This is a genomic window from Algoriphagus kandeliae (genome assembly GCF_004571135.1).
Lineage (GTDB): Bacteria > Bacteroidota > Bacteroidia > Cytophagales > Cyclobacteriaceae > Algoriphagus > Algoriphagus kandeliae.
In genome coordinates, this window is record NZ_SPSB01000002.1 from 755,407 (window position 1) to 779,377 (window position 23,971).

Consider the following 23,971-nt stretch of genomic DNA (forward strand, 5'->3'; position numbering starts at 1 on the left):
CAAGTTTTTCAAATTAGAAAGTATATAATTTTCAAAACTAAGTTTTGACTCATGAGGTTTCCTTTATTTTTCATTCTTTTTTTTCTGATATCCTCTTTATCCTTTGCCCAAGCTATTCCCGATTCCTTGAGATTCAATTTTGGTGATCCCAATGGGGAACATGAATCCACCTATATTTTGACGGGTAAAATTCTAGATCAAGACTCAGGTGAACCTATAGAAGGCGTGGGTTTACATATCGATGGGTTTTATACTGGGACCAACACAGATAGATTTGGAACCTACCTGGTAAATCTAACTCCCGGCTTTCATCGAGTGACCTTTAGACACTTGTCAAAAGTCCCTGTTTTCACGGAAGTCACCTTGTTTGAAAATGGAGTGGTAAACCTTCAAATGGTTGACAAAAACTATGAATTGGAAGGAGTTGTCGTTTTATCCGATGAGCCGGATCGAAACGTGCGAAATCCAATTACTGGAATCACAAAACTCACCACTCGTGAATTGCAGGCTATTCCGGCTTTTCTTGGAGAAGCTGATATTTTCAAGGGATTGCAACTTTTGCCTGGGGTAAGTTCGGTAGGAGAAGGAACTTCTGGTATCAATGTGAGAGGGGCAAAAACCGATCAGAACTTACTCTTGATGGACGAGGCTATCGTGCTAAGTTCCAACCATGCACTCGGTTTTCTTTCAGCTTTTAATACAGATGTAACGGAGACTTTTACACTATATAAAGGCAATCTTCCAGCGACCTTTGGAGGAAGGGCGGGTTCTGCATTGAATATTCAAATGAGGCCGGGATCTGATGAAAACTGGCAAGGTCAAGTAGGGCTAGGTACTTCAAATGGGAAATTGGTTATCGAAGGCCCGCTCAAAAAAGATAAAGCAAGTCTGATTTTTGGTGGGAGGATTTCAAATGCCAATTGGCTATTAGGTCAAGCTCGCGATTTTGATATTCAAAATTCCAAGTTGAATTTCTACGATGGCTACTTCGGAGTAGCATGGAATGTATCACCCGGACATGATATAGAAGCCCGCACTCTGTTGACTGGGGACTATTTTAAATTCTCCAATGAATTTGGCTATGATTGGTCCAATCGTGTGAGTAGTCTCAACTATCGGGGAGTTTTAGGGGAAAACCTGTCCATTCGAGCCTTGTTTGCAGATGGAGATTTTTCCAATGCCTTTTTTGATCCGGAGGGACTTGATGCCGCTGAAGTTCGGAATGGAATGCGCTACCAACAAGGGAAAGTGACCTTGACTTGGGCAAATGAAAAATTAGCGATCAGCTCTGGATTGGAAGGTGTGCGCTATTCAAGTAAGGACGAAGAACTGAATCCATTTTCTTCGGAATCCAATATCAGTCCTGAAAAAGCAGGAAAAGAACAAGGATTGGAATTAGGAGCTTTTGCCAGTTTGGAATGGGATATAAGCGAGAAAACAGGTCTCGTTGCTGGATTGAGATATTCCTTCTACAATCAATTGGGGCCTGACACGGTGTATCAATACAATGAAATTGGTCCGATCTCGGAAGATAGAATCACCGGAGAGGAAGTTTTTGGAAAAGGATCCATTCAAAGCTATTCAGGTTTTGAACCACGATTATCCATCAGGCATAATTTGGCAGAAAACACCTCGGTAAAGGGGAGTTATGCTCGACTATACCAATACATTCAATCTGTGAGCAATACCTTTGGTCCTACACCGATTGATCTTTGGCAGCTCAGCACCCGTTATATTCCTCCTCAACAGTCGGATAATTTTTCTTTGGGGATTTTCAGAAACAGTAAGGACAATAAGTTTGAGTTTTCGGTTGATGGCTTTTATAGAACTACCCAAAATCAAGTTGAATACCGTGATTTTGCACAGATTTTCTTGAATCCCCATTTGGAGACGGAAATAGTTTTGGGAGAAGGGAAAGCTTATGGAGTCGAGTTTTTATTCAAAAAAAACCTAGGCATACTGACAGGATGGGTAGCATATACTTATTCTCGCTCATTTTTCAGAAGTTCGGGGCAGTTTGAAGAAACCCAAATTAATCGCGGAGAATGGTTTCCCAGTAACTATGACAAGCCTCATGAGGTGAATTTTATTCTTAGCCGAAAGATGTATCCCAGAGGTTTGTTTAATCTGAGTATCAATTATGCTACAGGGCGCCCTGTAAGTGCTGTGAACGCCAGCTATGTGATTAATTCATTGATAATTCCTGAGTACAGCGATAGGAATCAATATCGTATACCAGATTATTTCCGAGTAGATGTTTCCTATACTCTGGAAAAGGTATTTTCAAAGAAAGGAGATAGTCTGAATTTCAGTATTTATAATTTATTAGGTCGGAGAAATGCCTATTCGGTTTTTTGGCAAAAGGACGGAGACAGTCGCCAATTGAGACCTTATCGACTAGCAGTTTTGGGGTCGATTTTCCCGTCTATTACTTATAGTATTCAATTCGGAGGAGGTGAAGATGAATAATTGGAGACGTTTTTCGATTCTGGCAATGATTTTCCTTGTATTCAACTCCTGTGTGGATCAAATCAGTTTTCCGCTGGATCGAGGAGTGGAAAAACTGATTGTATATGGTCAATTGAGCAATCTGGATGAGGATAAATTTGTTTTTCTTTCAGAGACTACCTCGGCAGATCGAGAACCTCTATTCGCCGGTCAATATCTAGTCTTGAATGACCTGCCTAGGCCTGTGACTACCGCACAGGTTTTTGTGGTCAATACAGACAATCAGCGCTATTTGTTGAATCAAATTGAACCCGGGAAGTATATGCTCCCAAGGAATGTGGAGATTAGAGAAGATGTCTCCTATTTTGTTGAAATTCTGATTGATGGGAGGGTTTACCGATCCGAACCTGAGCAAATGCCCCAGGTTGTAGGAGAGGATGAGTTGGGTTATACCTTCTCAAGAGGAAATTTTGAAGGAGCTCCGGAGACCGCTTTTATTTCCATTGTTTCGGATGTGCAATTGCCAACCGCAGATATTCCTTATTTTCTACGTTGGGATGTGGATGAGGCTTATTATTGGAATTTGACCTTTTTTCCCAACCCTTTTAACAGGGCACCACCGGATTGCTATGTGTTTGGTTTTCCAGATCCAGAAAGAATTACGCTTTTCAATGGTGAGAATGCTCCTGCTTCAGGACAAGGAGGCTCGCAAATAGTAGCTGAACGGATAGTAGATGAATCCTTCTTGAGCAGACATTATTTCAATGTCCGACAGGTAAGTACTACCCGAGGGTCACATGATTATTGGAGGCGGATACGTGAATTGGTAAATAATTCAGGATCAGTATTTGACACACCACCTGCTCCTGTTCGGGGAAATGTTAAGAATATTTCAGACCCGGATGAAGTAGTTCTCGGCTACTTTGAAGTGGTTCGTGTTTCTCAAAATCGAATTTACACCACGCGAGCGGATGTTCCGTTTTTTATCCCGGAAGTCTGCACTTATGATCCTGCCAGGCCATTGGATAAATATCCGCGAACTTGCCTTCGATGCAGTGAGTTTCCGAATAGTACCACCCAGACTCCGCATTGGTGGTTTGATCAATGATGCCCTTCTAGCCAATTGTCAAAATTTCGCTGAATTGAATTGCTGATTTTGTATTTTGGGAAAAATCAAACCCAAAAAACCTATGAAAATCAGATTTTCAATACTTGCCATTCTTGTTTTCCTTGTTGGATTTTCTTATGCAGAAGCCCAGCAATTCCGAGCCTTAGTATTCAGTAAAACTACCGGATTTCGGCATCAGTCTGTTCCCGTCGGTGTTGTGGCAGTACAAAACCTCGGTCGGTCCCATGTTTTTGCCGTGCATACCACGGAAGATGCTTCCTACTTCACTGATGAAAACTTAGAAAAGTTTGACGTAATTATCCTGTTGAGCACTACAGGGACGATTTTTAATGAAGAGCAAAAAGCAGCTTTTCAGCGATTTGTGCAAAGTGGAAAAGGGGTGGTTGGTGTCCACGCTGCTACAGATACTGAGTACGAATGGCCATGGTATAATCAAATGATGGGAGCTTATTTCTTGGCCCATCCACGGCAGCAAACCCTTCGTTTGGAAGTGGTAGATTCCGATCACCCAGCTACCTGGCATCTTCCAAAAAACTGGCTTTGGACGGATGAATTGTATGAATTCAGAAATATCAATCCAAACATTAAAGTCCTAATCAACGCTGACGAATCCACTTATTCTCCGGCAAAGCCTATGGGTGAAAAGCATCCTATGGCTTGGTACCATGAATTTGATGGAGGAAGAGTATTCTACACAGCATTAGGACATGTGGAGTCTGCTTATGAAGATCCTGATTTCTTGAAGCATTTGTATGGAGGGATTTGGTATGCTGCAACAGGAGAGCCTTTTAAATAAATAGAATCAATGATTTTGGAACTTATCCCCATAGAATGGGTTTAACTTTACAAAAAAATCAGAATCCTATGCTAAAAGCTCAGTCCAGGCCTGTCCATTTGTATATGGAGGCAAATCCAAATCCTAATTCTTTGAAGTTTGTTGCCAATTTCATGTTGGTGGATGACGGTTTGAGTTTTGACTATCCATCTGCGGAACAGGCGACTAATAGTCCTCTTGCACAGGAATTGTTCAATTTTGCAGCTGTGGAGCGGGTTTTCATCGCCTCTAATTTTGTGACGGTTACCAAGTCTGAATCTGTAGAATGGCCGGAAATTCAAACCATCATTCGGGATCATATTAAATCCTATCTGGAAGCAGGTAAAAAACCTGTTCAGGCAGAATTCGATAAAGATCCTCTGTTTGATGAAAATGATTCTGAAATCGTTAAAAAAATCAAGGGTATTCTCGATGAATATATTCGTCCTGCAGTAGAACAAGACGGTGGAGCTATCGTATTTCACTCATTTCAAGATGGAGTGGTGAGGGTATTGCTTCAAGGTTCTTGTTCAGGTTGCCCTTCCAGTACCATCACATTGAAGGCAGGAATTCAAAATCTTCTGACCCGAATGCTTCCTGAAGTGAAGGAAGTGGAGGCAGAAGGTATCTAAGTTTATTAAATGGGAATAAAAAAATGGGCTTGGGCACTGTTAGGAGTAGCTTCCCTAGGATTTCGTTGGGTAGCATCTAATTCTCCTGAATGGACTGAGCACTATTATTCTCGAGGATTATTTTTATTCATTCGACAAGCATTTGATATGACGCTGGGGAACTTACCTTTTCCCAGCGTCTTTTTATTTATCCTTTTTATTGGGACTTTATTCCTGTTTTTAATCCGAAAATTAAGCCGGTCCCCAAAGGGAAAGAAGAGATGGATTTTTGCCTTTCGCTCACTTCTTAACTTTTCTGGTGCTTTGATTTTCTTTTTTTTGATTCTCTGGGGTTTCAATTATCAGCGAACATCCATCATTCAGCAATTAGGGCTTGAAGTAAAGCCTTTGAATTTGGAGCAGCTGGAAGAAGAAATTGAGGAGAGCCATCATCAATTAGTCAGCTTGCGGCAGCAAATAAAAGCTGATACTTCGGCGATAGAAGAAATCGTCGATTATAGAAGTTTGGAAAGTCAAGTAAGGAAAAACCTTTCTCAAAATCTAGCTTTGGTGAAGCTTGAATATCACGGGAATCCCCGAACTCGGATGTTTCCACCCCCAGGCTTTATGCGAAAAATGGGAATTCTAGGAATTTATTTTCCTTACACAGGTGAGAGCTACATCGATCCAACCTTGCACCCCCTTGAGCAACCGTTTACAATTGCTCATGAAATGGCTCATAGTTTTGGGGTCACAGATGAAGGAGAGGCGAATTTTGTAGCTTGGGTTGTTGGTACGCGTTCTTCGGATCCTTTACTAAAGTACACAGCCTATTTGCGATTGTTCTTGTATCAGGTTCGGGATTATTATCGGATGGACCCTGATGGATATAGAGTTTGGTTAGAAAAATTAGATCGAGGGGTACTTCAGGATATTCGCTCTATTCAAGATAGAAATGCGAAATACCCTCCTTTTTCCATCGAATTGAGCAGAAAAACCAATGATTTATTCTTAAAATCTCAAGGTGTCAAAGCCGGGGTTTTGAGCTATCAACAATTGCCAATGTTGGTATATGCTTGGAAACAAAAAGCCGGTAATTAATTACTCGGACGATTGACCTTTTTACGATTTCCGATCCATACTCCCAAAATCACGGCTGCAAATCCTAAATAGTGTCCTAAAAGCAAAACTTCTCCATCCCAAACTCCCCAAAGGATAGCTACGATTGGAATCAGGTAGGTAACGGAACTGGCAAAGACTGGACTAGCGGTTTTGACCATCATATTGAAAAGAATCAATGCCAAGGCGGTTCCTACAATTCCTAAAATTGCCACATAACCTAGGGCCCGCCATGCACCATCGACTGAGGAGAGTTTGTAGGCGAATTGGGTTCCAGCCATTAAATAGATTAGAGCAACAGGTAATACTAGGAGGAGGGAAATAGCAGTAATTTCTACAGGACGAAGGGTGACGAATCGATATTTGATCAAATTGAGGTTAAACCCATAACAGGTACAGGCTAGGATCACAAAAAAAGCATAAGCATTTATTTCGCTAAAGGCCCCAAAGCCATTTCCTTCTTTTACAAGAACCAATACCGTCACACCTAGAAATGCGATGGCTAAGCCAAGGGCATTCTGTCGGGTGATTTTGGATTTAAAAAAGATGGCTCCTACCAACACGACAAATAAGGGGGTCAATGCATTCAAAACTCCAGTCAAAGAACTGCTGAGTTGAGTTTGGGCTTTTGCAAAAAGAAAGGCAGGAATAAAACTTCCCACTAACCCTACCAAAATCAGATTTTGTATTTGTGTGCTTGTCAAACGTCGCACTCCAGGAAGAGAAATTGGCAATAAAAAACTAGCAGCAGCTACAATTCGAAATGCTCCCAATTCACCCGGAGAGAAAACTTCTAAGCCTCTTTTGATCAAAATAAAAGAGCTTCCCCAAACCAAAGCCAAAACGATGAGGAATCCCCAATTTTTCAATGTGTTTTCAGAAGAGTGATCGGACATGGATAGGATGATCTATTCTACCGCAAAAGAAGCAATTCCATTCCGGAATTGTTTGTGAAAATTACAAGATTGGGATAAATGGGCTGAAAATTCTTAGAAAACGTAATCAGCGTAAACCTCGCCTACCTTATCTAGAATTTCACAAACCTCCTCATAGCTTTCCGCAGTCACCATTTCAGTTCTGTAGCTTTTGAAGTTGGGCATTCCTCGGAAATAATTAGTGTAATGTCTGCGCATTTCAAGGATTCCAAGTTTTTCCCCTTTCCATTTAACAGAGAAATCCAGGTGTTTTTTAGCCACATTGAGGCGTTCTGCTAAATCTGGCTGAGGTAATTTTTCACCGGTTTGTAGGTAATGCTTGATTTCATTAAAAATCCATGGGTATCCAATGGATGCTCGCCCTATCATCATTCCATCCACATTGTATTTGGCTTTGTATTCAGCCGCTTTTTCCGGAGAATCAATATCCCCATTTCCAAAAACCGGAATACTCAGACGAGGATTGTCTTTCACCTGATTCAGATAGGTCCAATCAGCCTCTCCCTTATACATTTGCTGACGGGTACGTGCATGAATTGAAATAGCTTGGATCCCTACATCTTGTAGTCGCTCAGCCACTTCGACGATTCTGATTGTTTCATGATTCCAGCCAAGTCGAGTCTTCACGGTCACTGGAATTTTAACCGCCTTGACAATTTCAGCCGTCATGGATACCATTTTGTCGATATCTAGAAGAATTCCCGCTCCCGCACCTTTACAGGCTACTTTATGCACTGGACAGCCGTAGTTGATATCTAAAATATCCGGACCTGCTGCTTCTGCAATTGCTGCGGCTTCCCGCATGGACTCGATTTCATTTCCGAAAATCTGTATTCCGATAGGACGTTCGTACTCAAAAATATCGAGTTTTTGGACGCTTTTTGCGGCATCCCGGATGAGTCCTTCTGAACTGATAAACTCCGTATACATTAAATCAGCGCCGTTTTCCTTGCAAACTGCACGGAATGGGGGATCGCTGACATCTTCCATGGGTGCCAGTAACAAAGGGAATTCTCCCAGCTCCAACTTTCCTATCTTTACCACTGCTTATTCTAAATTTGGCGTAAATTTACGGCCAATTATGGAGATTTACGAAACTCAGCGAGAAATCGCACAGCGGAAAAGCTGGCTTTTGTCCCTGGTAGTCATTGTTTTAGTGTCATTTGGCGTGCTGATTGTCCTTCAGGGAATCGCATTGGGCCTTGTTCCTTTTCTTTTTGGAATTGGTCTAGAGGACATTGTGGCCCTCTTATCTGGTGATTTTTCAGTTCCGAATGGTCGGATGGCCTTATATTTTGTCCAAGGCTTAGGCTCCGGGATAGGATTTATGGTAGCCGGCTACATCATTTCCAGTTGGATTGACAAAGCTAACTTGAGATGGGATATTCAATTGAGTAGAACTCAAGGAAAGAAAATTCTTATCACTGTCTTTTTGACTTTTGGGGCAATGTTGTTCAATGCCCTGTTAGTGTATTTAAATGCTCAAATGGAGCTACCGGAGGCACTTTCAGGATTGGAAAGTTGGATGAAGGAAATGGAAAAAGACTTAATGGAAATGACCATGTTCCTGACCGATTTCCAGAATATAAAAGAGTTATTGATGGGAATTCTGGTTATTGGGGTATTTGCGGGGTTGGGAGAGGAGCTATTCTTCAGAGGAGTTCTTCAGCCAAAAATGCATTTATATACAGGTTCTTACCATTGGGGAATTTGGTTGACAGCAGCGATTTTTTCAGCTATTCACATGCAGTTCTATGGATTTTTACCACGCTTGTTTTTAGGAGCTTTGTTTGGTTACCTCTATGTTTATTCAGGAAGCTTGGTATATCCCATTTTGGCTCATATCTTCAATAATTCCTTTACTGTATTATTAGTATATGCTTCTGCTCAGGGATGGATTGAGTTTGATTTGGAGTCTACAGATACCGTTTCTTATCCAGCAGCCCTTTTAGGACTATTGGTTCTTTCGGCAGGATTCTATTATTTTAAAAAAACGAAGCCCTCCGAACATGAAGGATTGGATCAAAGTATTTGAAACACCTCAGCAAATCCGAGCTGAAATCGTCAAAGGAGTTTTGGAAGAAAATGAAATTCCAGCGGTGGTCTTGAATAAAAAAGAAACGGTCTATCAAGTGTTTGGTCTATATGAAGTTCATGTAAACCGTGCGGATGCTTTGAGAGCCACTACCCTGATCAATAATGAGATCTCGTTTTAATATCAACAATTACAGCAATCTTGGCCAGCGAGCCATTACAGCCGTTGTGGGAGCTGCAATTGTTATTTCTTCGATCATATATTCAGATTGGACCTATTTTTTGGTGTTTGCCTGCATTTTGGGCTTTTCTCAAATGGAATTCTACAAATTGTGCGGATTGGACGGGATGTTGCCTTTGAAGAGTTTTGGGACATTTTTAGGACTCTTGATTTTCACACTAACCTTCATGATTGAGAAGGAACAATTGCCCAATGAGTATCTCTATCTGATTTTTCCGATCATCTCCTTGACTTTCTTTATCAAGCTGTACAAAAAGACGGATAAAAAGCCATTTACAGGTGTTGCATTTACCTATTTAGGTATTTTTTATGTCGCAGTACCTTTCTCCTTGTTGAATTTGGCGGTGTTTTCAGTGGATAAAGTGTATCACTTTGAAATCATTCTTGGCTGTTTGCTGATTCTTTGGGCCAGTGACACAGGAGCTTATTTTGCCGGGACCAAATTTGGAAAAACGAAGTTATTTGAGCGGGTTTCTCCCAAAAAATCTTGGGAGGGATTTCTTGGTGGAGCATTCTCCGCCATTGCAGTTGCATTTTTATTGGCCCGATATTTTCAGTCTATTCAAGACTGGAAGTGGTTGGTGATTTCCGGAATTATCATCATTGCCGGGACTTATGGAGATCTCATTGAGTCCTTGTTTAAGCGGTCAATTGAGATCAAGGATTCAGGTCATGGTTTGCCTGGACATGGAGGTTTTATGGATCGGTTTGACGGTTTGCTTTTGTCGGCCCCCTTTATTACTGCTTTTTTGAAAATCTTCTGATTGTTCGGAAGGGCTAATCTGAAAAACTACGTAATATTGTATTGCATTTCACTACTCTAATTTAAACCCAATATGGCTTACATTGAACCGGCTCCAATTAAGGATAGAGAGAATCCTTTGGAGTCAATGATGGAAAGATTCAACATCGCGGCAGAGAAACTTGGTCTTTCCGATGAAGTTTACAATGTCTTAAAAAATCCCGCTCGTCAAGTAATCGTTTCCTTGCCCATCACGATGGACAATGGGAAAATTCAGGTTTTCGAGGGAATCCGTGTGGTTCACTCCAATATCCTGGGTCCTGCAAAAGGGGGAATCCGATTTGCTCCAGATGTGCATTTGGATGAAGTGAAGGCACTTGCTGCTTGGATGACCTGGAAGTGTGCGGTAGTGGATATTCCCTATGGAGGTGGTAAAGGAGGAGTTCGTTGCAACCCTAGAGAAATGTCCAAAGGTGAAATTGAACGCTTGATGCGTGCCTACACCATGGCTATGATTGATGTTTTTGGTCCGGATAAGGATATTCCTGCTCCCGATATGGGTACTGGACCGAGAGAAATGGCCTGGTTGATGGACGAATATTCCAAAGCTCATGGAATGACCGTAAACTCGGTAGTTACTGGTAAACCTCTTGTTTTGGGAGGTTCATTGGGTCGAACTGAAGCGACAGGACGAGGAGTAATGGTGTCTGCATTGGCAGCTATGCAAAAACTGAAAATTAATCCTTTCCAAGCCACTTGTGCAGTGCAAGGATTTGGAAACGTAGGATCTTGGGCTGCTCGGTTATTGGAGGAAAGAGGCTTAAAAGTCGTTGCAATTTCTGATCATACTGGTGCATTCTATGACGAAAAAGGAATTGATATTGTGAAAGCTATCGAATTCCGAGATGCAAATGGAGGTCATTTGGAAGGATTCAAAGGTGGTGACAAAATGGAAGACCCAATGGATCTATTGACCTTGGATGTGGATGTGTTAGTGCCGGCTGCGGTGGAGGATGTGATCACAGCTAAAAACGTGGATCAAATTAAGGCAAAATTGATCGTAGAGGGTGCTAATGGACCTACTTCTGCTAAGGCAGATGCGATCATCAACGAAAAAGGAATCATGGCTGTGCCTGATATCTTAGCAAATGCTGGTGGGGTTACTGTTTCCTACTTCGAGTGGGTTCAAAACCGATTAGGTTATAAATGGACTGCTGACCGTGTGAACAGACGTTCCGATCGGATCATGAAGGATGCGTTTGAACATGTATATGAAGCTTCCAAAAAATATGATGTTCCTATGCGGATTGCAGCTTACATTGTGGCAATCGATAAAGTAGCAAAGACATATACATTCCGAGGAGGATACTAAAAACTCCAAGTATATTCAGAATCATGTATCTTTACGGCGCAGGTTTTCCTGCGCCTTTTATTTTCAAAAGATATGACCATACACCGAGAAGGACGCGTACTCTTGTTTTGGCTGATGATCATTTTGGTTGCCGGCAATTACCTTCTGTATTATTTCTTTCCTGATGCCAGGTTTTGGCTCAACGTAAGCATGTTGGGAAGTTTGATACTGTATTTGTTGATTTTACAGTTTTTTCGAAATCCCCTATTTACCCTTCCTCAGGAAGAGGGTGTAGTTTATGCGCCAGCTGATGGTAAAGTGGTGGTGATAGAAGAGACTGAAGAGACCGAATATTTGAAAGAAAAGCGAATCCAGGTTTCCATTTTCATGTCTCCTTTGAATGTTCATGTGAATCGCTCACCTATCAAAGGAGTGGTGGAGTTTTTTAAATATCACCCTGGAAAATACTTGGTGGCTTGGCATCCAAAATCCAGTATTGAAAATGAGCGGACTACGATGGTGGTTCGTGCAGAATCTGGGACAAAAATCTTGGTTCGCCAGATTGCTGGTGCTTTGGCAAGACGAATCAAATGGTATGTGAAGGAAGGTGATACGCTTCCTCAATGCGGAGAATTCGGCTTTATTAAGTTCGGATCTCGAGTGGATGTGTTTTTGCCACTTGGTACAGAAATTTTGGTTTCCTTGGACCAAAAAACCAAAGGAGGAAGAACACCAATCGCTAGACTTAAATCATAAAAAAAGGCAGATTTTATTCTGCCTTTTTCCATGCTCTGGTCATTTCTTTTTTTCCTGGAGGTCCTGGAGGGGTCTCTACTTCCAATCCCAATTCTTTTAAGTCCCGCTTCAATTGTCCTTTTGCGCTGTAAGTGGTGAAAACTGCTCCCGGGCGCATGCTGTTTACTACTTTAGTCAGCATATCCTTTTCCCAAAGTTCCGGCTGCTTGCTTGGAGCAAATGCATCAAAAAACACCACATCCGTAGGGTAGAGTTGAGCTTCCTGCAAACTCACCTTGTCTTTTTTGAAATTAAAATATTCTGAAATAGGGCCTCCCTCATTCCATGGAGCATCATGCAGCGCTTCAAAATATTTATGATAATGCCAGATGGCATCGTTCTGATGGATGAAATTCAGTTGAGAATAAATTTCTTTTTCTAGGGGATAGGGCTCGATAGTATGGTATAGTACCGGAATTTGGTACTGTTCTGCCCATACTAAGGTCAGCCAAGCATTTAATCCAGTGCCAAAGCCTACTTCGAAGATGCGGATTGGATATTTTTTGGGATTCATGGCAACCCAAGAATCCAATCCATAAATCATGAAAACATGCAAAGATTCCCGATAGGCTCCGTGAAAGCTGTGGTAGGTTTCTTTTAGCTCTTCGTGATAGAGTGAATGGGAACCGTCTTCAGTTGTGATGATTTTTATATTTCCACTCATACTTCATAAATCAAGGCCACACAATAAGCAGAAACTCCTTCTTCTCTTCCAACAAAACCTAGCCATTCAGTGGTAGTAGCTTTGATGGAAATATCTCCCTCGTCCACTGCCATCACTTCGGAAAGGCAGGTTTTCATGGCTGGAATATGTGGGTTGATTTTAGGATTTTGAAGACAAATCGTCATATCTAAGTTGCCAATTTCAAATCCGGCTTCTCGAAGAAGTTTTAGCACTTCTTTAAGCAAAATCTTGCTATCTATTCCTTTGTATTTGGGGTCCTTGTCTGAAAAATGGTATCCAATATCCCGCAAATTGGCTGCGCCAAGCAAGGCATCACAAATGACATGAATCAAAACATCCGCATCTGAATGGCCTACTGCACCTTTGGTGTGAGGGATTTTTATTCCTCCCAACCAGAAATCTTGTCCCTCCTTTAATTGGTGGACGTCATAGCCAAAACCTATTCGAAATTTGCTCATTTGTTTGTCGATTGATAATGTAAAACTGTGGACTTTTCAGGTCTAATCAAAGTATGAGCCCAGTCCATGATTTGGTTAGGAGTGATGGAAGATTTCCGATCGAATTCATCCCAATATAGGTCAGGATGGCCCAAATTTGCATAAAAGGCCAGATTCATCACCCGATTGATCAATTGGATGGATTCGTAAGTTTTCATGGCTTCTCCTTGATTTTTGACCTTTTGAAGAGTGAGTTCATCTACACCCTTTTGAAGAAATTCCTCTAAGAACTTATCCAATTTAGCTTCAGCATCCTGACTACTTATTCCTGCTTCCATTTTTCCTGAAAACACCAATAATCCTGGGTCCAAGCTTCCTAATATGTAGGCTCCGCATGAGGCAAACTCTTTCCCGCCTCTTACCAGTTCCTGCTCGATCGGAGAGGATTTTCCAAATCCCAAAATATCCGTTATCAAATCCGCTTCTAAATATCCTACTTCTCCTTTGCCAGGCATTTTGAAAGTCTTGAAGAGTAGATCTGTAGGAACAGCGGCTGTATGGGTCTTTTCTCTTTTTTCGTTTTGCTCGGGCTCCTGATAAATTTTTTCCTGAGGCTGTGATGCAGGAGGAATATCTCCAAACCACTTTTCTGCCATTTTCATGATTTCCCTTGGGTTCACATCGCCGCCAATAACCAAAATGGCATGGTTAGGTGCGTAATTCTTTTTATAAAAATCCCAAACATCCTCTTCAGTATAGTTGACGATATCCTCCGTGGTAGCCCCAATCGTAGGCCAGCGATAAGGATGAACCTCATAGGCTATAGGCCGTAATAAATGCCAAATGTCACCATACGGTTGATTGAGATAGCGCTGCTTGAATTCTTCTAATACAACTTTCCGCTGGGTTTCGATGGTTTTTTCCACCAGTGAAACATGAAGCATGCGGTCCGATTCCAACCAAAAAGCTGTTTCCAAATTGCTGACCGGAAGAGTCATGTAGTAATTGGTAATGTCCGGACTGGTAAAAGCATTGCAATTACCGCCAACCCGCTCCAAGGCCCGATCGAAAACTGGTACATTTTGAGAACTGCCAAACATTAAATGCTCAAAAAAATGGGCTAAACCTGTTTTTCCAGGTTTTTCATTTCTTGACCCTACCTTATAGAGTAAATTGAAAACAGCAATTTTAGAATGAGGATCAGGATGGATAATCACCTCTAGTCCATTGTCCAGAAAATGTCTTTCGTAGGGGAATTTCATCGGTGGCAAAGCTACACTTTTTTGAGTTTGACCGCTTCTATGGGTAAAACCAATTTTAGGCAAAAGGTTCTACAAATCAATTGAAGAATGATAGCCTCCGTCCATGTAAGAGTCTGGTGATTTTCCTAAAAAAGCCGAACTTTGGATAAACATCAGTAGTTTGCCTTCGAAAACCCATCATCCTTACTCTTATGAAGCATCATTGTATTGATCTGAAAAAAACTGGACAGTTCTCGAATTTTTTTCTGGATTACCTTGATGGGAAAGTTGAATTACGACCTTTTTACAATCATGCTCCCAAAATTGAGAGCTTTCATAATGCCATAAAGGAAAAGCGTTATCCGGAAGCCCATCGGCAAGTTTTGGTGGAAAGTCTTCAATCCCAATACGCTGATATTTCTCTTTTCGAAGAAGAAAAAGACCAAATTCAAAAGCTTGTTTTTTCAAACACCTTTACGGTTACTACCGGTCATCAGCTCAATCTGTATACAGGTCCACTCTATTTTATTTACAAAATCGTTTCGACTATCCGATTGGCGGAGGAGTTGAAAAAAGCATATCCGGATTATGATTTTGTGCCTGTTTATTGGATGGCTACGGAAGATCACGACTTCGACGAGATCAATTATTTCAAACTGGATGGTAAGAAATACCAATGGCAATCGGATCAAACTGGAGCTGTTGGGAATTTTGAGTTGGATAAGAGCTTTCGTGAATTTGAAAAGACTATCCCTTTTGCGGCTGAAGTTTTCAAAGAGGCATATAGAAAAGCCAAGACCTTGAAAGATGCGGTTTTGAATTATGTCCATGAATTGTTCGGAAAAAAAGGTTTGTTGGTCGTGGATGCACAAGTTCCTGCTTTGAAAGGATTATTCCGGCAGGTGATGTATGAGGATGTTTTTTCACATGCGCCCCACAAAGAAGTGGTCTTGAAAACAGAGTCTTTGGAATCCTTGGGTTACTCAGGTCAGATTTTTCCAAGAGAAATCAATTTCTTCTACATGGATCAGGGAATCCGGGAGCGAATCGAGCAGCAGGGAGATGAGTATTTGGTATTGAATACTGACCTCCGTTTTTCAAAATCTGAGTTAGAAAATTTAATCGAGGCCCATCCCGAGCGATTCAGTCCAAATGTCGTTTTGAGACCTTTATACCAAGAGACTATTTTGCCCAATTTGGCTTATTTGGGTGGACCTGCTGAAGTGGTGTACTGGTTGCAGTTAAAAGGAGTATTTGATCATTTTTCTGTTCATTTTCCGGTGTTGCTCCCTCGAAATTTCGCTTTGATTTTAGAGCCGTTAATTATTCAGAAAATGGAGCAATTGGGCTGGTCCGAAAAAGACTTATTCCAAGATTTCGATACTTGGAAAAGGGAATTTGTAGCTTCTGAAGCATCTGTGGATTTTGAATTGGAAGAGGAGAAAGAAAGGCTTTCTGATGTTTTTGATAAAAAAGGAAAAGAAGCCGAGAAGCTGGAGAAAAGTCTAGGAGAATCTTTCGAAGCTGCAAAAGTCAGAGCTTTGAAGATTTTGGATCAAATGGGCAAAAAGATTCGAAAGGCCGAGGAGCGTAGATTGGAGGTTCAAATCAAGCGAGCTGAGGCGATTTTTGATTATATTCAGCCAGGAGGTAGCCCTCAGGAACGGGTGGTGAACGTTATGCAGTTTCTTTTAGCTGATCCAGAATTCATCGAAAAGCTTTATTCGGTTTTTGATCCACTTGATTTTTGTATGAATGTCATTGAGGCATGATTTCCGAAAAAGCTGAGATTAGGAAAGAATATAAGCGAAAAAGGGCTGCTCTTTCTGAAGATGAAAAGGAGAGAAGGTCTGGAGCTATTTTTATTCAGTTTTTGGCATGGCTTGAAAATTGGTCCTCCTCAAAAACTGTACACATGTACTTCCCTATAAAAAAGCAGGGAGAAGTAAACACCTTTCCCATACTTCATTGGTTTTGGGAGAGTGGTTGGTCAGTTTTTGGATCTCTCATCGACCAAGAAACGGGAAAAATGGTTTCTGCCCGAATTCCTCAAAATACTCACTTTGTCGAAGATTCTTGGGGGATACCCATTCCTCAGGAGGTTGAGAGAGTTCCTGCAGAAAAGTTTGATTTAATTTTAGTTCCTTTGCTTGCTTACGATCAGGAAGGATGGAGAATTGGATTTGGGAAAGGGTATTATGATCAATTTCTTGCAGGTTTAGATTTTCAGCCGGTGAAAGTAGGCTTGAGTTTTTTTGATCCGGAAGAAAAGCTAGCGCATGAAGCGCATGATATTCCTTTAGATTATTGCATTACACCAGAAAAAGTCATTAGATTTTAAGTCAAAATATTTCGATATGAAAAATGCAGTTTTGCTTTTTTTCTTTTTTGGGCTGTTTGTTTTTACAGCAAAAGCACAAGTAGGTGCATATAATACAATGGTGGGAGTGACAGGTGGAACGAATGTAGGAGGCACTGTAAAGCAATTTATTTCTGAAACAGGTGCTGTAGATCTATTGGTTTATAATCGTTGGAGGGGTTGGGTAGGAGCTTTATTGTATGAACACCACTGGGATATTCGTGAATTTGATGGCTTGGAATGGTATGTAGGGGCTGGAGCTCATTATGGTATCTGGAAAGACGGAAAAGGGGAGCCTCCTTGGGTGTATAAAATAGATCAGGATTACAATGTTTTTGGGGTTGATGCGATTGTGGGGTTAGAGTACAATATCAACCATAGTAATTTTTACATTGGGCTATATTGGAAGCCGGCATATAACTTTGAAGAGTTTACAAAGCTTTGGGAAGACGAAGCAGCCGTTACTTTAAGATATTCTTTTTGAAATTTCGTATATCTCTAAAAAACAGAACCCACTTTTAGGGAATTTGCAAAAAAATCTAGTCAAAGCTGTGTTTTTGAACCCTGAACCCTGAAAAAAATTAATTTTTGGAAAAAAATATTTCTATCTTTTTTGCCTTTCAGAATTTTATTTTAAAAATAGACCACTATACGTTTATTAATTTTTAGAGAATCGATTTTGACAAAAGTCAAGCTGATTTTTTTCATGATTTTCCACAAAAAATTTTTTCAATTTTTATTGCCTCTGAGAGATAGGCCAAATTTTGTTTTGTTAAAGTCCAAATATCTCAATCGAACAGTTAATATTTCTTAAATGAGCGTTACTAGCCAAATAATCATTTTTTCTAGCCGTTCAAACAAAATTTTCACCGTTTATTTTCAAAATTTCTGTTAAAATTTACCTATTCAAAGATTTCATTTAAAAAATGAATGAAAATAATCAAAAATTAAACTTTATCAGCTTTAAGTATAATTATATAAATATAAAAATCAAGCTTTCTCTATTTTGATTTTCCACAGAAAGGAATTTTCTTTACGCATCAACTAAACTAAAATACCTTATGAGAAAAGCTTTACTCTTTGTTGTTGCGCTTTTCACCATGATGCTCAGTTATGAAGTATCGGCGCAACAGCGGGTAATTACCGGACAGGTAATTTCCGACGAAGATGGCCTTGGCTTGCCAGGTGCTACCGTTCTCGTGAAGGGTACAACTGTAGGTACTACCACCGATTTGGATGGTAATTACTCTATTAGTGTACCAGAGGGCGGTGAGATCCTGATTTTCTCTTTTGTAGGTCTTGAGACCAAAGAGGAAGTCATCGGCAACCGGACCGTGATCAACGTGACCCTGACGACTGACGCAGCCCAGCTATCCGAGGTGGTAGTTACTGCGATCGGTATCGAAAGGGAGAAAAAAGCCTTGGGTTATGCAGTTACCTCCGTAGGTAACGAGCAACTCGAAAACCGTCCTGAGCAAGACGTTGCCCGCGTTTTGCAAGGTAAAGTACCGGGTGTGAACATTACTTCCACCAATGGTATGTCAGGTTCTGGTACCAACATGGTAATCCGTGGTTATTCTTCTGCGACTGGTTCTAACCAGCCATTGTTCGTAGTAGATGGTGTTCCTTTCAACACTAGCACTAACAACCAAAATGGATTTACTACTGGTGGTGCAACCACTTCTTCCCGATTCTTGGATATCGACCCTAACAACATCGAGTCTATTTCCGTGTTGAAAGGTCTTTCTGCAACCGTACTTTACGGTGATCAGGGACGAAATGGTGTAATCTTGATTACAACCAAATCTGGAGCTTCTAAGCGTAAAGCTGCTGAAGTAACCATCAACCAATCCATCTTTACCAATGAAGCGGCATCCTTGCCAACTTATGGTACTACTTATGGTAATGGTTTCCAGCAAGCACCTGGTTTCTTCTTCTCCAACTTTGGACCGAGAATGGATCAAGGACTTACAGTAAATCACCCTTATGCAACTTCTTCTGTTCAGAAAGTAAGAGAGGCATTCCCTCAGTTCTGGGTAGATGGTATTGTAGGTGGTACTCCAGTGCAGTATGAGTATAAGTCTTATGCAGATCCATCTCAAATCTTCTTCCAGACTGGTTTGATCTCTAATACTTCCGTACAAATTGCGGGTGGTTCTGACCGTACTGGATTCAATGCTAGCTTCGGTTACACTGACGAAGAAGGTTTTACTCCTGGTAACAACTTGAAGAAATATAACTTCGGTTTGGGTATCAACTCTGCTGTAAATGATAAGCTTTCTGTGAAGTCTTCTTTCACTTTCGCTATCACCGACTTGGAGTCTCCTCCAGTTAACGCAGCATTCGGTTCTGGTCCTTCTGGAGGTATCCCTTCCGTATTTGCTCACGTATTGTATACTCCTCGTTCTGTGGATTTGGGTGGTCTTCCATTTGAAAACCCAATTGACAGAAGCTCTGTATACTACCGAGGCGGTAACGATATCGTAAACCCGAACTGGTTGGTGAAATACTATCAGAATACTTCTGATGTTCAGCGTTTCTTCAACTCTACATCTTTGATTTACGATATCAATGACGATTTCTCTGTGACGTATCGTATCGGTTTGGATACTTATACTGAATTACAAGAGTTGAGATACAACAGAGGTGGACCATCTGCTTCTTTGGCAACTACTTCCGGTTATTACAGATCTGTTAACGTTCAGAATACAATCTGGAACCAGGATTTGATCATCAACTGGAAGAAGCAATTCTCTGATAAGTTTGGAATGAGTGCCTTGATCGGTGGTAACTCTCGTTATGATTCTTATGCTCAAAACGGTGTTGCTTCTCAAGGTCAGTTGGCTTTCGGATTGTTCCGTCACTCTAACTTTACAAACTCATCTTCTAATGACGCTTACAGTGGTAGTAACTTGAACTTCACTCAGGAAGAAAGAAGAATGGGGGTTTACGCTAACGTAACCTTGGATTACTCCAACTACCTATACTTCAACCTTTCTGCTAGAAATGATTGGACTTCTACTGTAGAGCCTGAGAATAGAAGAATTCTTTACCCAGGTGCTTCTGTTTCCTTCATTCCTAGCACTGCTTTCAACTGGAATAGCAGCACAGTAAATGATTTGAAACTTCGTTTAGGTTATGGTACTTCTGCAGGTTTCCCTGCACCATATAGAACAAGAAACGTATTGGTTCAAAGTGCACGTGCATTTGATAGAGATGGTTCTGTAACTCAGACTCACTCTGTATCAAACGTTTTGGGTAACCCTAACTTGAAGCCTGAGCTTCACGAAGAAATTGAATTCGGTGTGGAAGGTGTGATGTTCAACAACAAATTGAGATTCGACCTCTCTTTGTATCAGAAAAACACCAGAGACTTGATCACTCAATCTCCAATTGACCCATCTACTGGATTTACCTCTACTGCAATCAACATTGGTAAGATCAGAACTCGTGGTATTGAATTCCAAGCTACCGTAACTCCTGTTTCTACAGCTTCTGGATTTGAGTGGAATTCTACTATCAACTGGGGCATGTATCGTTCAGTAACAGTTGAATTGGGTGCTGGACTTGATGAAATCGTTGTGGCAGGTTTCACTACCTTGGGTAACTTTGCAATCCCGGGTGAGCCATTCAACGTGATCAAGGGTATCGGATTCGAAAGAGATGAGCAAACTGGTCAGCCTATTGTACTTTCCAATGGTATCTATAAGCCTGCTGCAGATCTTCAAATCTTGGGTGACCCTAACCCACGATGGAACGGATCTTGGATCAATAGCTTCTCTTACAAAGGCTTTACTTTGAACGCAATGCTTGAGTATCGTCACAAAGGTGCCGTATTCTCTAATACAGTAACTGCGACTCTTGCCCGAGGTGTGACCAAAGATCCGGTTGTTGATCGTGAATTTGCTTTCATCATGCCAGGTGTTAAAGAAGACGGAACTCCTAACGACATTATGATTACCGCTTCTGATTACTTCTTCTCTGGATATCAGGGTGCTACTGATGAGCCTAACGTATTCGATGGTTCTATGGTCCGATTGAGAGAATTATCTTTGGGATATGAGTTGCCTTCTACTTTGATGGCTAAGACTCCATTCAAAAGAGCTTCTATTGCCTTGAGTGGTACTAACCTTTGGTTCCTAGCCTTGAATTTCCCACCAAACATGAATTACGATGTTGACGTGTTGGGTACAGGTGTAGGTAACGGTTTGGGCTTTGACTTTGTAACAGGTCCTAGCTCCAGAAGATTCGGTGGAACTGTAACCCTTACATTCTAATCCCAAACAGAATCAATTATGAAAAAGAGAATATATAGTTTATTGTTGGCTGCGAGTACTTTGTTTGCGGTTTCCTGTGATCTTGATCTATTGGAAAACCCAAATGCAGTAAATGCTGACACAGCAGATCCAAGTTTTCTGTTAAACAGAATTCAGTTGGATTATCAGTCCCTATTCAACACGATTGGGGATGACGGAATGAGATTGACCCGTATTATCAATCAGGGATCAGCTCAGTACGAAGGTGCATATACTCCTGTTACTACAAACGGTTATTGGAGTAATGCTTATGCAAACATCTTAGCAGATATTCAATTTTTGGACGGAGTTACAAGAAATCCTGATACTGGTGAAACAAGAACTGAATTTTATAGACATATGGGTATTGCAAATACCATAAAGGCTATGGTTCTTTTCCACTTGGTGGATTCTTATGGTGATGTTCCTTATTCTCAGGCTTTGGATCCAAATGAATTCAATCCTGCGGTAGATTCCGGAGAATCTGTTTATGATGCTGCATTTGCAGCTTTGGATCAAGCGAAAGATTATTTTACAGATCCAGATGGTTCAGGTGCTCCTAATGACTACTATTATGGTGGTGGCTCTAGCTTTAGAACACAGTGGGTTCGGTTAGTGAATACCTTGAAGTTACGTTACTATCTTAACAGAAAGTTGGTAGATCCTTCTGGTTCTACTTCCGGAATTAACGCATTGATCGCTGAAGACAATATGTTGAAGGAAGGAGATGACTTTGTATTCCAATTTGGAACAACTGCTGCTGACCCTGATTCTCGTCATCCAAGATTTGCTGGTCAGTATACTTCTGGTGGTGGTGATTATCAGTCCACTTACTATATGTGGCACTTAACTGAAGCAAAAGGATTTGATGATCCAAGAGCTAGATTCTACTTCTATCGTCAGGTATTGGTAAATTCTACCAATCCAGATGAAATTGAGTGTATTACTCAGTTGCCTCCAGCTCAATACCTTGTAGGTGGTTTCATTTACTGTCTACCAGGTGAGAGAGGATATTGGGGTCGTGATCACCTTGATCCAGACGGTATTCCACCAGATGGTTTGAAGAGAACTGCATGGGGCGTATATCCTGCAGGTGGTCGATTCGATGATGACTCTGCTTCTCCTGTGAACAACCCATCTTTGGGTGCTCAAGGAGCTGGTATCCACCCAATCATGTTGGCTTCTTATGTTGATTTCATGTTAGCTGAAGCTGCGTTGACTTTGGGTACTTCCGGTGATGCAAAAGCTTATATGCTTGACGGAATTAAAAAGCATATGAATTTCGTTATCGATTGGAGTTTGGGTACTTCTCAGGCTGGTGTTATCACTTCTTTCTTCAGTGATGAAGAAATTGATTTGGATGAGGAAGTTGCATCTTACCTTGAGTATGTTTCTGATGAGTACGATGCAGCTGCTTCTGCTGATGATCGTATGGACATCATTGGTCGTGAGTACTGGTTGTCTCTATTCGGTAGCGGTATTGAGGCATTCAACTTGTACAGAAGAACTGGTAAGCCTGATAATATGCAGCCAGGATTGGAGCCAAACCCAGGAACTTTCCCTCGGTCATTCTTCTATCCTAACAACTACATGGTTACTAACAACAAGGCTGTTCAGAAAGCAGATCAATCCGTACAGGTGTTCTGGGATACAAATCCTGCTGGTAACGCTTGGGTTTATTAACCAAAAATTCTAGAAAAATATGAAAATGTTAAAATATAGTTTCGGTTTGCTAGCAAGTGTGCTGATCTTATTCAGCTCTTGTAGAGATTTCGTTGAGCCGAATATCCCTTATACCGATTTCGATACAGGGGCATATTTGAGAACAATCGCACGGACTAGCACAACCTTCAATTTCTTCGATTTGACTAATTCCAAGTTTGCATTGACTTTGGAAGCTGTTGATGCTGAAGATGGAAATACCGTAGAGACGGTTGAGATTTATGTTCGTCACAGACGATTGATCCCAGGTGTAGGATTGGAGTTTACTCCATCTTCTGGCGATAATTTGGTTAAGACTCTTCAGAAAACTGATTTCGCTCCAAACTCAGAGTCTAGATTTCTTCGAACTTCTTTCGAGATTACTGCTCTTGAAGCAATTCAAGCTGTTGGATTGACTCCAGCTGATATCGAAGGTGCAGATGTATTTGAATTCCGCTTGGTATTGAATGATAGATTCGGTCGTTCATTCACCAACACATCTGTTAACAACAACGTTGCAGGTGCTCCATTCTATGCATCTCCATTCCAGTACAATGTCAGTGTGATCTGTCCATCAGATCTAGCAGGTACTTATGACTTTGTACATACTTCTGATTACTGTGGAGATGCTACAATTACTGGTCAAACCACTTGGACCGCAATTGCTAGTGCTCCAGGTTCTTACTCTGTAGATGATGCTGCATTTGGTCTTTGGGGCGAATGTTATGGTGATCCATGGGAAGGTACCGTTAGAATTAGTGATGCTTGTGGTAAGTTGACCATGTCTGGTACAGATACCTACGGTGATTCTTACTCCATGACTGTTGTAAGTGCTAATGCAGATGAGTTAGTATTTGATTGGATCAATACCTGGGGTGAATACGGTACAGTTACTGTTAAATCCAATGCTGGAAAGCCTTGGCCTGCAGGATTGAGATAATCCATCTATAAGTAATTGAATAATAGCGGTGTTTTTGCACCGCTATTATTTTTTAAACTAATATTTGGATAAGCAAATATCCAATTTTTTAAAA

21 protein-coding genes are annotated in these 23,971 nt (G+C 41.1%); 16 read left to right on the forward strand and 5 right to left on the reverse strand.

Going from position 1 to position 23,971, the window contains the following annotated elements; genetic code table 11:
• Positions 1 to 51 precede the first annotated feature (51 nt).
• From E4S40_RS07875 to E4S40_RS07895, 5 genes are all read left to right on the forward strand, one after another.
• On the forward strand, positions 52 to 2,469 hold the full coding sequence (locus E4S40_RS07875; RefSeq protein ID WP_135072792.1) for a TonB-dependent receptor: 2,418 nt from the start codon (positions 52 to 54) through the stop codon (positions 2,467 to 2,469).
• On the forward strand, positions 2,462 to 3,556 hold the full coding sequence (locus tag E4S40_RS07880) for a DUF4249 family protein (RefSeq protein ID WP_135072793.1): 1,095 nt from the start codon (positions 2,462 to 2,464) through the stop codon (positions 3,554 to 3,556). The genes E4S40_RS07875 and E4S40_RS07880 overlap by 8 nt, the downstream gene beginning before the upstream one ends.
• 82 nt (positions 3,557 to 3,638) lie before the next feature.
• A complete protein-coding gene (locus tag E4S40_RS07885; protein WP_135072794.1) occupies positions 3,639 to 4,373 on the forward strand; it encodes a ThuA domain-containing protein in 735 nt (244 codons plus the stop codon).
• Positions 4,374 to 4,441: 68 nt separating this feature from the next.
• Entirely contained in the window at positions 4,442 to 5,023 is a 582-nt protein-coding gene (locus E4S40_RS07890) for a NifU family protein (RefSeq protein ID WP_135072795.1), read from the forward strand.
• A 9-nt stretch (positions 5,024 to 5,032) separates the two neighbouring features.
• Positions 5,033 to 6,103, forward strand: coding sequence for a DUF3810 domain-containing protein (locus E4S40_RS07895; protein ID WP_135072796.1), 1,071 nt, complete (start codon positions 5,033 to 5,035; stop codon positions 6,101 to 6,103).
• On the opposite strand, the gene E4S40_RS07900 is transcribed toward E4S40_RS07895, so the two are convergent.
• Positions 6,100 to 7,017: a DMT family transporter gene (locus tag E4S40_RS07900; protein ID WP_135072797.1), complete on the reverse strand. Its 918-nt coding sequence runs from the start codon at positions 7,015 to 7,017 to the stop codon at positions 6,100 to 6,102. The two genes, E4S40_RS07895 and E4S40_RS07900, sit on opposite strands and share 4 nt — an antisense overlap.
• Positions 7,018 to 7,110: 93 nt before the next feature.
• On the reverse strand, positions 7,111 to 8,100 hold the full coding sequence (gene dusB / locus E4S40_RS07905) for a tRNA dihydrouridine synthase DusB (RefSeq protein ID WP_135072798.1): 990 nt from the start codon (positions 8,098 to 8,100) through the stop codon (positions 7,111 to 7,113).
• A 37-nt stretch (positions 8,101 to 8,137) separates the two neighbouring features.
• Between dusB and E4S40_RS07910 the strand changes: the two genes are divergently transcribed.
• The 5 genes from E4S40_RS07910 to E4S40_RS07930 all read left to right on the forward strand — a co-directional run bounded on the left by E4S40_RS07910 (position 8,138) and on the right by E4S40_RS07930 (position 12,180).
• Positions 8,138 to 9,091, forward strand: coding sequence for a CPBP family intramembrane glutamic endopeptidase (locus E4S40_RS07910; RefSeq protein WP_135072799.1), 954 nt, complete (start codon positions 8,138 to 8,140; stop codon positions 9,089 to 9,091).
• Positions 9,066 to 9,272 carry a putative signal transducing protein gene (locus E4S40_RS07915; protein ID WP_135072800.1) on the forward strand — a complete coding sequence of 69 codons (207 nt, stop codon included), beginning with the start codon at positions 9,066 to 9,068 and terminating at the stop codon, positions 9,270 to 9,272. Before E4S40_RS07910 ends, E4S40_RS07915 begins: the two co-directional genes overlap by 26 nt.
• Positions 9,256 to 10,095: a phosphatidate cytidylyltransferase gene (locus E4S40_RS07920; RefSeq protein WP_135072801.1), complete on the forward strand. Its 840-nt coding sequence runs from the start codon at positions 9,256 to 9,258 to the stop codon at positions 10,093 to 10,095. Before E4S40_RS07915 ends, E4S40_RS07920 begins: the two co-directional genes overlap by 17 nt.
• Before the next feature lie 72 nt (positions 10,096 to 10,167).
• The gene (locus E4S40_RS07925; RefSeq protein WP_135072802.1) at positions 10,168 to 11,445 is read left to right on the forward strand and encodes a Glu/Leu/Phe/Val family dehydrogenase; all 1,278 of its coding nucleotides are present in this window, start codon (positions 10,168 to 10,170) and stop codon (positions 11,443 to 11,445) included.
• Between the two features lie 72 nt (positions 11,446 to 11,517).
• Positions 11,518 to 12,180 (forward strand): phosphatidylserine decarboxylase family protein, encoded by a 663-nt coding sequence (locus E4S40_RS07930; RefSeq protein WP_135072803.1) that lies wholly within the window; start codon positions 11,518 to 11,520, stop codon positions 12,178 to 12,180.
• A 13-nt stretch (positions 12,181 to 12,193) separates the two neighbouring features.
• Here E4S40_RS07930 and mnmD read toward each other — a convergent pair whose 3' ends face one another.
• The 3 genes from mnmD to E4S40_RS07945 are packed head-to-tail and all read right to left on the reverse strand — an operon-like array spanning position 12,194 to position 14,603.
• On the reverse strand, positions 12,194 to 12,883 hold the full coding sequence (mnmD, locus tag E4S40_RS07935) for a tRNA (5-methylaminomethyl-2-thiouridine)(34)-methyltransferase MnmD (protein ID WP_135072804.1): 690 nt from the start codon (positions 12,881 to 12,883) through the stop codon (positions 12,194 to 12,196).
• The gene (gene ispF, locus E4S40_RS07940; RefSeq protein ID WP_135072805.1) at positions 12,880 to 13,362 is read right to left on the reverse strand and encodes a 2-C-methyl-D-erythritol 2,4-cyclodiphosphate synthase; all 483 of its coding nucleotides are present in this window, start codon (positions 13,360 to 13,362) and stop codon (positions 12,880 to 12,882) included. The genes mnmD and ispF overlap by 4 nt, the downstream gene beginning before the upstream one ends.
• Positions 13,359 to 14,603: a M16 family metallopeptidase gene (locus E4S40_RS07945; protein ID WP_135072806.1), complete on the reverse strand. Its 1,245-nt coding sequence runs from the start codon at positions 14,601 to 14,603 to the stop codon at positions 13,359 to 13,361. The genes ispF and E4S40_RS07945 overlap by 4 nt, the downstream gene beginning before the upstream one ends.
• A 191-nt stretch (positions 14,604 to 14,794) precedes the next feature.
• On the opposite strand from E4S40_RS07945, the gene bshC reads away from it, so the two are divergent.
• From bshC to E4S40_RS07975, 6 genes are all read left to right on the forward strand, one after another.
• Positions 14,795 to 16,354, forward strand: coding sequence for a bacillithiol biosynthesis cysteine-adding enzyme BshC (gene bshC / locus E4S40_RS07950; protein WP_135072807.1), 1,560 nt, complete (start codon positions 14,795 to 14,797; stop codon positions 16,352 to 16,354).
• Positions 16,351 to 16,923 carry a 5-formyltetrahydrofolate cyclo-ligase gene (locus tag E4S40_RS07955; protein WP_135072808.1) on the forward strand — a complete coding sequence of 191 codons (573 nt, stop codon included), beginning with the start codon at positions 16,351 to 16,353 and terminating at the stop codon, positions 16,921 to 16,923. Before bshC ends, E4S40_RS07955 begins: the two co-directional genes overlap by 4 nt.
• 16 nt (positions 16,924 to 16,939) lie before the next feature.
• Entirely contained in the window at positions 16,940 to 17,425 is a 486-nt protein-coding gene (locus E4S40_RS07960; RefSeq protein WP_135072809.1) for a hypothetical protein, read from the forward strand.
• A gap of 577 nt (positions 17,426 to 18,002) precedes the next feature.
• Complete coding sequence (locus E4S40_RS07965; protein ID WP_135072810.1) at positions 18,003 to 21,218, forward strand: SusC/RagA family TonB-linked outer membrane protein; 3,216 nt, start codon at positions 18,003 to 18,005, stop codon at positions 21,216 to 21,218.
• Positions 21,219 to 21,236: 18 nt separating this feature from the next.
• Positions 21,237 to 22,919, forward strand: a complete 1,683-nt coding sequence (locus E4S40_RS07970) for a SusD/RagB family nutrient-binding outer membrane lipoprotein (protein ID WP_135072811.1) — start codon at positions 21,237 to 21,239, stop codon at positions 22,917 to 22,919.
• Positions 22,920 to 22,944: 25 nt separating this feature from the next.
• Positions 22,945 to 23,877 carry a hypothetical protein gene (locus E4S40_RS07975; RefSeq protein ID WP_237563147.1) on the forward strand — a complete coding sequence of 311 codons (933 nt, stop codon included), beginning with the start codon at positions 22,945 to 22,947 and terminating at the stop codon, positions 23,875 to 23,877.
• Positions 23,878 to 23,971 lie beyond the last annotated feature (94 nt).

Coding starts and splice junctions, on each gene's coding strand:
- E4S40_RS07970 (WP_135072811.1), top strand. CDS start 21,237: ATGAAAAAGAGAATATATAGTTTATTGTTGGCTGCGAGTACTTTGTTT.
- E4S40_RS07885 (WP_135072794.1), top strand. CDS start 3,639: ATGAAAATCAGATTTTCAATACTTGCCATTCTTGTTTTCCTTGTTGGA.
- E4S40_RS07890 (WP_135072795.1), top strand. CDS start 4,442: ATGCTAAAAGCTCAGTCCAGGCCTGTCCATTTGTATATGGAGGCAAAT.
- E4S40_RS07920 (WP_135072801.1), top strand. CDS start 9,256: ATGAGATCTCGTTTTAATATCAACAATTACAGCAATCTTGGCCAGCGA.
- mnmD (WP_135072804.1), bottom strand. CDS start 12,883: ATGAGTGGAAATATAAAAATCATCACAACTGAAGACGGTTCCCATTCA.
- E4S40_RS07910 (WP_135072799.1), top strand. CDS start 8,138: ATGGAGATTTACGAAACTCAGCGAGAAATCGCACAGCGGAAAAGCTGG.
- E4S40_RS07875 (WP_135072792.1), top strand. CDS start 52: ATGAGGTTTCCTTTATTTTTCATTCTTTTTTTTCTGATATCCTCTTTA.
- E4S40_RS07895 (WP_135072796.1), top strand. CDS start 5,033: ATGGGAATAAAAAAATGGGCTTGGGCACTGTTAGGAGTAGCTTCCCTA.
- E4S40_RS07975 (WP_237563147.1), top strand. CDS start 22,945: ATGTTAAAATATAGTTTCGGTTTGCTAGCAAGTGTGCTGATCTTATTC.
- E4S40_RS07915 (WP_135072800.1), top strand. CDS start 9,066: ATGAAGGATTGGATCAAAGTATTTGAAACACCTCAGCAAATCCGAGCT.
- E4S40_RS07965 (WP_135072810.1), top strand. CDS start 18,003: ATGAGAAAAGCTTTACTCTTTGTTGTTGCGCTTTTCACCATGATGCTC.
- E4S40_RS07930 (WP_135072803.1), top strand. CDS start 11,518: ATGACCATACACCGAGAAGGACGCGTACTCTTGTTTTGGCTGATGATC.
- E4S40_RS07880 (WP_135072793.1), top strand. CDS start 2,462: ATGAATAATTGGAGACGTTTTTCGATTCTGGCAATGATTTTCCTTGTA.
- bshC (WP_135072807.1), top strand. CDS start 14,795: ATGAAGCATCATTGTATTGATCTGAAAAAAACTGGACAGTTCTCGAAT.
- E4S40_RS07960 (WP_135072809.1), top strand. CDS start 16,940: ATGAAAAATGCAGTTTTGCTTTTTTTCTTTTTTGGGCTGTTTGTTTTT.
- E4S40_RS07900 (WP_135072797.1), bottom strand. CDS start 7,017: ATGTCCGATCACTCTTCTGAAAACACATTGAAAAATTGGGGATTCCTC.
- E4S40_RS07945 (WP_135072806.1), bottom strand. CDS start 14,603: ATGAAATTCCCCTACGAAAGACATTTTCTGGACAATGGACTAGAGGTG.
- ispF (WP_135072805.1), bottom strand. CDS start 13,362: ATGAGCAAATTTCGAATAGGTTTTGGCTATGACGTCCACCAATTAAAG.
- E4S40_RS07955 (WP_135072808.1), top strand. CDS start 16,351: ATGATTTCCGAAAAAGCTGAGATTAGGAAAGAATATAAGCGAAAAAGG.
- E4S40_RS07925 (WP_135072802.1), top strand. CDS start 10,168: ATGGCTTACATTGAACCGGCTCCAATTAAGGATAGAGAGAATCCTTTG.